The organism is Paraferrimonas sp. SM1919 (assembly GCF_010993985.1).
GTDB lineage: Bacteria > Pseudomonadota > Gammaproteobacteria > Enterobacterales > Shewanellaceae > SM1919.
Genome location: NZ_WINH01000025.1, coordinates 50,600 through 57,368, shown reverse-complemented (window position 1 = coordinate 57,368; position 6,769 = coordinate 50,600). Strand labels below are relative to the sequence as shown.

Below are 6,769 nucleotides of genomic sequence, written 5' to 3'. Positions count from 1 at the left end.
CCGTTATTGGTCACTAGAAGTATTTAAGAAGACTCTCCACTATGCTTTTTCTGCCGCGAAGCGGCTTCGTTCAACAAGTCGTTTAAAAGGACAAAAAACAGTTGGCTTTTGCTCCTTCGTCGCTAATTTTAGCCAACTATTTTATTGCCTCTTAACGAGGCGTTATAAGGCTCAGAAATGGAAATCACAGTTTCAAACATGGTCACTCTTATTGTGTTTGGCTCTTGGTTGGTATTCTTTCCAAAACATTTAGCATTTGCTTTCGTTAAGTTTCAAATTTTCTCGTTCAAATATGTACCTCTTACAAAACGCGTATTAAGAACAGAAAAGGAAGCAACGAATCCTATTTTTAATGAGCGTGCGATTAGAGCTATAGGATTTGCAAATTATTTAGGCGCAATTGTAATAGCAACTAAAATACCTTGGTAAGCCTTATAACAAATAAGGATAGGCCGCGCGCAGCCGCGACCTTATCCCGATTGTTGAACAAGCCCGAAGCTAGATGAGTCTGCTTATTTATAGGAAATAGCGCGTGGTGTTCTGATAGGGTTTTGGCTGTTGATTCATCGCCATTTTTTCTTAGATATGTTCTGACCTTAGCCAAGCGGCTAAACTGCTGTTTCTTAACCTTTTTGTGTGTGTTTCCTCTGTTTAAATGAGTGTTTTCCTAGAGTTGTTCAAGTTGAACTTAAGCTCGGTTGAGCACCTTCTTCATTAATATCCCTTTAAACAACATAGGCTCATGGCAACAAGGGCAAGCTCGGTAACTACAGGGCTTCGATGTTTCTATTGTTGTGCGCCGTGCTTTCCTCTGTGGTTTTGATAAATACACAAATAGAAACTACGACTATCGCCGAGCCTGGGTTGAATCTTTAATTAATAAGCTCAGTGGCTTTTTTTCTATTGATGTTGCCGCGTATGCACGCTTTACCAGATTTGGGATCCAACCATCTTCACTTGGTTTTACACATTGATATTTATCGAGATAATGAGTGGTCAGATAGAGAAGTTGTAGAGTGATTGCACAAGCTATTTAAAACCACCTTGTTAAGCCTGCGCTTTGCAAAAGGTGACTTGCTCTTTGATGGTGAAGCACTGACTCTGCGTAAAGCCATTTCCGAGTATCGTTCAAGATTGTCAGACATTTCATGGTTTATGCGTTGTCTTAATGAACCTATTGCCCAAAAAGCGAATGCTGAAGACATCTGCACAGGTCACTTGTATTCGCTGCCATCCATGGCGCTCACCTCTGGGCCGCCTAAAGGCGTTCAAATTTATTCCCGATAAATTTGTGGGAAGGTCGATTTAAATCACAGGCTTTATTGAAAGGCGCGGAGCTGTGTCGTTGAATAGTTCACTTGCCTCGTTCAAAGTTCAAAATATACCCTTTAAATACTTCTGCTAGATAGTCTGTATCATTTGGCCTTAAATGTGATGACCGGTAGCCAAAACCTTCCATTTTTTGGGTAAGTTTATTTTTCCGCCCTCGCCCGGGATCGACAATAATCACTTCACACTCTTGTTTGGCATGCTTGTTTATAAAATTTCCAACAAGTTCAACGTGATCATCCTCATAAAGCAAGTCGCTGCCAATGATAAGATCAAATAAACCAAGATCTGTATCTTGCTCTGACCAATCGACCCTGACAAAAGTGATTCTATCATCACAGTTAAGGTCGGTATTTCTATTTAAAAATTTACCAGCTTCTGGATGATAATCGGTTGCAGTAATATCATCTTGGCGCTTATTGAGTAAAAGACTGGTCAAGGCTGTACCACAACCAATTTCTAATATACGCTTGGAGCTGGTATTAAAATTGTTGATATAATTAGCCAGTACGATCCCTGATGGCCATAGTAGGCCAAATATTGGCCAGACAGTGGAGCTAATGCCTAGGCGTTCTGCCTCGCCGTCTGGATCGTAAAATTCTTGTTTGTTTCTTAGTGTGCAAAGGTGAATGTCGACTTTACCAAACTCAATGGTTTGGTAACATAAACGGAGATCTGTCATCGGCTTTCTCAATTATTAAGCGCTAAGCCAGATATATGTGATAGATGACCAAACGAAGAAGTGTTCCCCAGCATATAGCAGCTAGATAAAAACACAAGGTTTTTAATAGAGTGTCGCTGAAAACTACTCCAAATTTTCTCACAAGCCTTAAGCGGGATAAGTCTGGTTATTTAGTCTAGTCATAACTTAACAGTGGGTGACTGTAATACAATACTAAAGCATACAACACAATGATTGCCGTTAATTTAGGTTAAAAATTTGCTAGTGATGGGGCTATGCTGGCAGGCTGTCAGGGAAAATTGCTTGTTATGAACAGGGCTCATCACTGAACCCTGTTAACTTAATGACTAATTCACTTCTGTGATCAGTTCCGTTTTAGGTTTTCTTACTTTAGTTAAATTAACTAACCAATCTTTGTCAGCATCACGATAGCCTAAGGTAAGCATCACGCAGCTGCCGAGGCCTTTTTGTTTTAAACCTAAAATCTCATCCACTTTTGCCGGTTCAAAACCTTCGATTGGTGTCGAATCAACCCCTTCAAAGGCTGCTGCTGTAATCGCTTGAGAAAATGCGATATAAGCTTGTTTAGCGGCGTGATTGAAGTTTTCTTCTTTACTTTTATTAGGATACAAACCTAACAGCATTTGGCGATAATTTTCCCAACCTTCATTGGTAAAACCCCTTACCTCATTGACTAAATCAAATGACTTATTAATACGCGCTTCCGTGTAATGGTCCCACGCAGCAAAAACTAACAAATGCGAACAATCTGTGATCACTGATTGATCCCAAGATACTTGTCGAATTTGTTGCTTTATTTCTGGGTTGGTGACAATAAATACTTCAAATGGTTGTAATCCAGATGAAGTTGGTGCTAACGATATCGCCTCAATAATATTATCAATTTTATCTTGTGCTACTGCTTGACCATTCATCGCTTTGCATGCGTAACGCCAGTTAAGTTTTTCTAAAAGTTCCATGATTACTCCTTTTGAATCATCATAGATATGGGGTTCGCATACTTAATATCAACCCAGTAAAGGTTTTTTATTAGCTTCTGTTAACTCATTAATCAAATGGCACATTTTGTTTATCTATATAAGCTAATTTATCTGCGGTTAAACTAGCAATATAAATTCTATTGATGGTTTCATAGGCACCTGTATTGACCCCATAATGCCCAAGGGGATCCTGTAAACTGGTAATACGCCCTTGATCATCAAAGGCCATTACATGTCCGTAATGTACCGCTTTGGGCCTTATAAATTCAGGTAAGCGTTGTAGCATTTTTCTCAAAATTGGCCATTGGGATAATAGATCAAGAAGCTCATTTCTTGGAGAAGCTAAGCCTAGCCAATAACGCCCATCGAGCCCACGGGTTAAATTATCTGGAAAACCAGGCAGATTGCTGATAAATGGTTCGAGTTTTCCTTTATTGTTTCCTTTTAAATGATACTTATATACCTGGTATCCGCCTGTTTCAGCAATATAAAGACTACTTTGATCGTGACTAAGCGCTACCCCATTAGCAAAATTAAGTTCAGCAATCAGTACACTGGTGATGCCGCTGTTGAGATCATATTGCAATATTCGTCCATGTTGCCCATGCTCAAGAAGATCCAGTAAACTGGCCTCATAGGTACCGCCAAACTGCTTGGCTCCAAACTTAGTAGAAGCATCAGAAAAATAGATGATACCTTCATCACTAATATCAAGATTATTGGCGTAATTAATTGGGCGAGAATTTACCTGATCTGTTAATAAACGAATTAGCTTTGAATGAAGGTCGACTTGTACTAAGCCTTGATAGGCATCTGCGACATATAGATGCTGCTTATAAATCGCCATCCCAAGAGGTCGCCCCAAAGAAATGACCCATGGCTCAAATTTCCCATCGGCATTAGTGCGTAAAATCTCACCTTGATGAGTTGAAACATATAAGCGGCCAAGATTGTCTGAAACAACATCTTCTGGGCCAGTGGAAGAGCCAATATCGATATAGTTGAGCTGGGAAAGTTTGTTATTAGATTGAAAGTCACCAACAAAACCAGCGTTCACAGGGGCTTGCCAATACTTAGGCTCAACAGCGACTGGTGCCCCAAAAAAGTACGCCACCAGCAAAGCAATAAACACTAACCACTTATTCATGTTATCTCCTATAAACATCCAAAAGCGGAATTATTTAAGCTTTGTGAACCACTTAAAGCTCATTCTTGTAATTGCTTATAGTAACTTTTTTATGAACAATGAAAAAACTATTTATCTGACTTTACCCTTTAAATAAACATCAATGGCCACACAACCCTGCCTAGAAAAGTTGTGCAAGGTTGTGATTAAATAAAATTAATATTTTTACGGCCGGTGGTTTTTGACTTGCCTTCGGCGTTAGATTGATTAGCCTTGCCAGAGTGAGCGGTGCCCTGTTTAGGCATTTTCTTTTTGTTGTTTTGCTTTTTAAAGCGACTCACTGCGGATTTATTTTTGACACCCTGCTCCACTTTTTTCTGGGGTTTCTTTTTACTTTTGCGTACTTTTTTGGCTTGTTGGGGCTGTCCTGCTGTTTTGGCTTGAGTCTGTTTGCTCGCTGATTTGTCAGCTGTAATTTGTTCTTTAGGCACTTCTACCCATGAGTCCTCTGGCCAATCAAGCTGTTCATCTTCAGCAAACGGCTGACCATAGTCATCTGCCCCTTCGCTGTCAAAGTTTTCCGCCTGTGGGTTTTCCACCAGCACATAAAACTCTTCATCAAACTGGAAGAAGTCACCAAAAAACATCTTTCTGCGTTTACGGGTTTCTAACTCACCATTTACTGCCACATATTCTTGTGCAATAAGGTGTTTCGCTTCTGCCCCCGCGCTAACGACGTTGGCAAGCTTCATCATTTTATAAAGCTCTACTGGTTCAGAGGCGACTTCAACGCCAATGGCTTCAATTTCGATTTCTTGTGGCTGTTGGTCTGACATTTTACTTCTCAATTAACGACGATGGCCAGATGATAGCACATGGCAAAAGGTTCGCCTTAATCTATTGTATCAAGACGCTGCCAAATTAGCGTTTTAGAGAAAAAACCTACTGAGACTTCAAGTTGCAACTGTTCCTTTTCTGGTGTCAATTCAACGTCGTAGTAACTTTCTCTTTTTAGTGAATAGATTTGACCTGAGAATCCAGTATCAGTTGCTACCACCTCAGATAAAATCACTTTACCTATTGGTGCCTTAGCATTATCAGAAGCAATGATCACTCCCTGCCATTGCTCCTTGTTTTGACTGACTTCAATTAGAGTATTGTGCTCTTTTGTCACATAAATGCCAGTCAAGGGATTGGCAATAACCGTGCTGCTAAAACTAAATAGTAAGCCTAATAAAATGCTTTTAACTTTCATGATATTTGCCCATTCCTTTAACAATAACTAGCGTGATAGCACTATAACCGAGTATCTGCCCAGCGATGAAAAATCCGTATTTCACAGCCAAAGGCGCCTCTTCAGAGATAAGCTTCATGCTTAACTTGCCAAATATGGCGAATATTTGATAGAAAATGGTCGAATCTGGGTAGTTGTACCAATTGAACCCAAGCAGCCCTAGCCCAATTACAGGGCCAACTAAAGCTGACGCCATGGCTATTTTTATTGTCGTCATTAACCCTAACTCAAGCTCATTAGGGCTTCTTTAGTGTATGGCTTAAGGCTATCTAGCTCGCCATTTTTCACCTTATTCGGCCATTGCGCGTCCACAAGAATGGCGCGCCCCACTGCGGCTAACTCAAATTCATGGTTTTGCATTCGTTCGATTAGGTTATCAATACCACTGATATTCGCCTGCTCGCTCATGGCTAGGCCTTTATCTTCTAGAAAATCATCATCCAGACCAACACTACCCACCGTAATAGTCGGCTTACCTGATAATTTTTGGGTCCATCCTGCTAAGTTTAGGTCAGACCCCGCAAATTCAGGCTCCCAAAAACGGCGAGTACTGGCATGGAAAATATCCACCCCAGCATCGGCAAGCAAATTGACCAAAGTAGAGAGTTCTTCAGGGGTTTTCGCTAACTTAGCCCCATAGTCTTGGGACTTCCACTGGGAAAAACGAAAGATAATAGGAAAAGCATCCCCCACAGCTTTACGTACGCTTTGCACTAATTCGATAGCAAATTGGGCACGCTTAACCAATGAACCACCGTATTTATCTGTTCTTTGGTTGGTACCTTCCCATAAAAACTGGTCAATCAAATAACCATGGGCACCATGAATTTCAATGCCGTCAAAACCGATGCGCTGGGCATCCACTGCTGCTTGGGTAAAAGCGGCAATAACGTCATTAATGTCTTGTTGAGTCATGGCCACCCCATTTTCTTTACCAGGCTTGTATAAACCAGATGGCGAATAGGCAGGCGCTTGTTTATCTGGACCTATACCTTGACGACGAACTGAGCCTACATGCCATAATTGCGGGATAATTTTGGCCCCTGCTTGGTGAACTTGCTCGACCACCTGCTGCCACCCTGCCAATGCTTTTTCACCATAGATGGCAGGTACGTTCGGATAACCATTGGCGCCTTTATGATTGACTATGGTGCCTTCGGTAATGATCAATCCTACTCCACCTTCAGCGCGGCGGCGGTAATATCCAGCGACTTGTTCATTGGCGATATGGCCAGGAGAGAATGAGCGAGTCATTGGCGCCATCACTAAGCGGTTTTTTAAATTGAGTTTCTCTGACTCAAAGGGGCGAAACAGTACTTCTACAGACTTCATGATTG

The 6,769-nt window shown here is 41.2% G+C and carries 8 protein-coding genes and 1 pseudogene; 2 read left to right on the top strand and 7 right to left on the bottom strand.

Translation table 11 applies throughout. From position 1 onward, the window contains the following. Nucleotides 1-177: 177 nt before the first annotated feature. The gene (locus GFB48_RS14560; protein WP_163937313.1) at nucleotides 178-429 is read left to right on the top strand and encodes a hypothetical protein; all 252 of its coding nucleotides are present in this window, start codon (nucleotides 178-180) and stop codon (nucleotides 427-429) included. A 359-nt stretch (nucleotides 430-788) separates the two neighbouring features. Continuing rightward, nucleotides 789-1,215: pseudogene (locus GFB48_RS14555) on the top strand (transposase); the annotation flags it as partial. 139 nt (nucleotides 1,216-1,354) lie between these two features. Here GFB48_RS14555 and GFB48_RS14550 read toward each other — a convergent pair. The 7 genes from GFB48_RS14550 to GFB48_RS14520 all read right to left on the bottom strand — a co-directional run bounded on the left by GFB48_RS14550 (nucleotide 1,355) and on the right by GFB48_RS14520 (nucleotide 6,767). Beyond that, entirely contained in the window at nucleotides 1,355-2,011 is a 657-nt protein-coding gene (locus GFB48_RS14550; RefSeq protein WP_163937310.1) for a methyltransferase, read from the bottom strand. A 347-nt stretch (nucleotides 2,012-2,358) separates the two neighbouring features. Next, entirely contained in the window at nucleotides 2,359-2,991 is a 633-nt protein-coding gene (locus tag GFB48_RS14545) for an NAD(P)H-dependent oxidoreductase (RefSeq protein ID WP_163937307.1), read from the bottom strand. An 88-nt stretch (nucleotides 2,992-3,079) separates the two neighbouring features. Next, the gene (locus GFB48_RS14540; protein ID WP_205597745.1) at nucleotides 3,080-4,159 is read right to left on the bottom strand and encodes an SMP-30/gluconolactonase/LRE family protein; all 1,080 of its coding nucleotides are present in this window, start codon (nucleotides 4,157-4,159) and stop codon (nucleotides 3,080-3,082) included. A gap of 185 nt (nucleotides 4,160-4,344) precedes the next feature. Next, nucleotides 4,345-4,974, bottom strand: coding sequence for an RNA-binding S4 domain-containing protein (locus tag GFB48_RS14535; RefSeq protein WP_163937301.1), 630 nt, complete (start codon nucleotides 4,972-4,974; stop codon nucleotides 4,345-4,347). Nucleotides 4,975-5,030: 56 nt separating this feature from the next. Next, nucleotides 5,031-5,393: a DUF2147 domain-containing protein gene (locus GFB48_RS14530; protein ID WP_163937299.1), complete on the bottom strand. Its 363-nt coding sequence runs from the start codon at nucleotides 5,391-5,393 to the stop codon at nucleotides 5,031-5,033. Continuing rightward, complete coding sequence (locus tag GFB48_RS14525) at nucleotides 5,383-5,649, bottom strand: hypothetical protein (RefSeq protein WP_163937296.1); 267 nt, start codon at nucleotides 5,647-5,649, stop codon at nucleotides 5,383-5,385. Before GFB48_RS14525 ends, GFB48_RS14530 begins: the two co-directional genes overlap by 11 nt. Nucleotides 5,650-5,654: 5 nt before the next feature. Then, entirely contained in the window at nucleotides 5,655-6,767 is a 1,113-nt protein-coding gene (locus GFB48_RS14520; protein WP_163937327.1) for an NADH:flavin oxidoreductase, read from the bottom strand. Nucleotides 6,768-6,769 lie beyond the last annotated feature (2 nt).

Excerpts from the sequence above, each read along its gene's own strand:
- GFB48_RS14540 (WP_205597745.1), bottom strand. The coding sequence starts at position 4,159 with ATGAATAAGTGGTTAGTGTTTATTGCTTTGCTGGTGGCGTACTTTTTT.
- GFB48_RS14525 (WP_163937296.1), bottom strand. The coding sequence starts at position 5,649 with ATGACGACAATAAAAATAGCCATGGCGTCAGCTTTAGTTGGCCCTGTA.
- GFB48_RS14530 (WP_163937299.1), bottom strand. The coding sequence starts at position 5,393 with ATGAAAGTTAAAAGCATTTTATTAGGCTTACTATTTAGTTTTAGCAGC.
- GFB48_RS14545 (WP_163937307.1), bottom strand. The coding sequence starts at position 2,991 with ATGGAACTTTTAGAAAAACTTAACTGGCGTTACGCATGCAAAGCGATG.
- GFB48_RS14560 (WP_163937313.1), top strand. The coding sequence starts at position 178 with ATGGAAATCACAGTTTCAAACATGGTCACTCTTATTGTGTTTGGCTCT.
- GFB48_RS14550 (WP_163937310.1), bottom strand. The coding sequence starts at position 2,011 with ATGACAGATCTCCGTTTATGTTACCAAACCATTGAGTTTGGTAAAGTC.
- GFB48_RS14535 (WP_163937301.1), bottom strand. The coding sequence starts at position 4,974 with ATGTCAGACCAACAGCCACAAGAAATCGAAATTGAAGCCATTGGCGTT.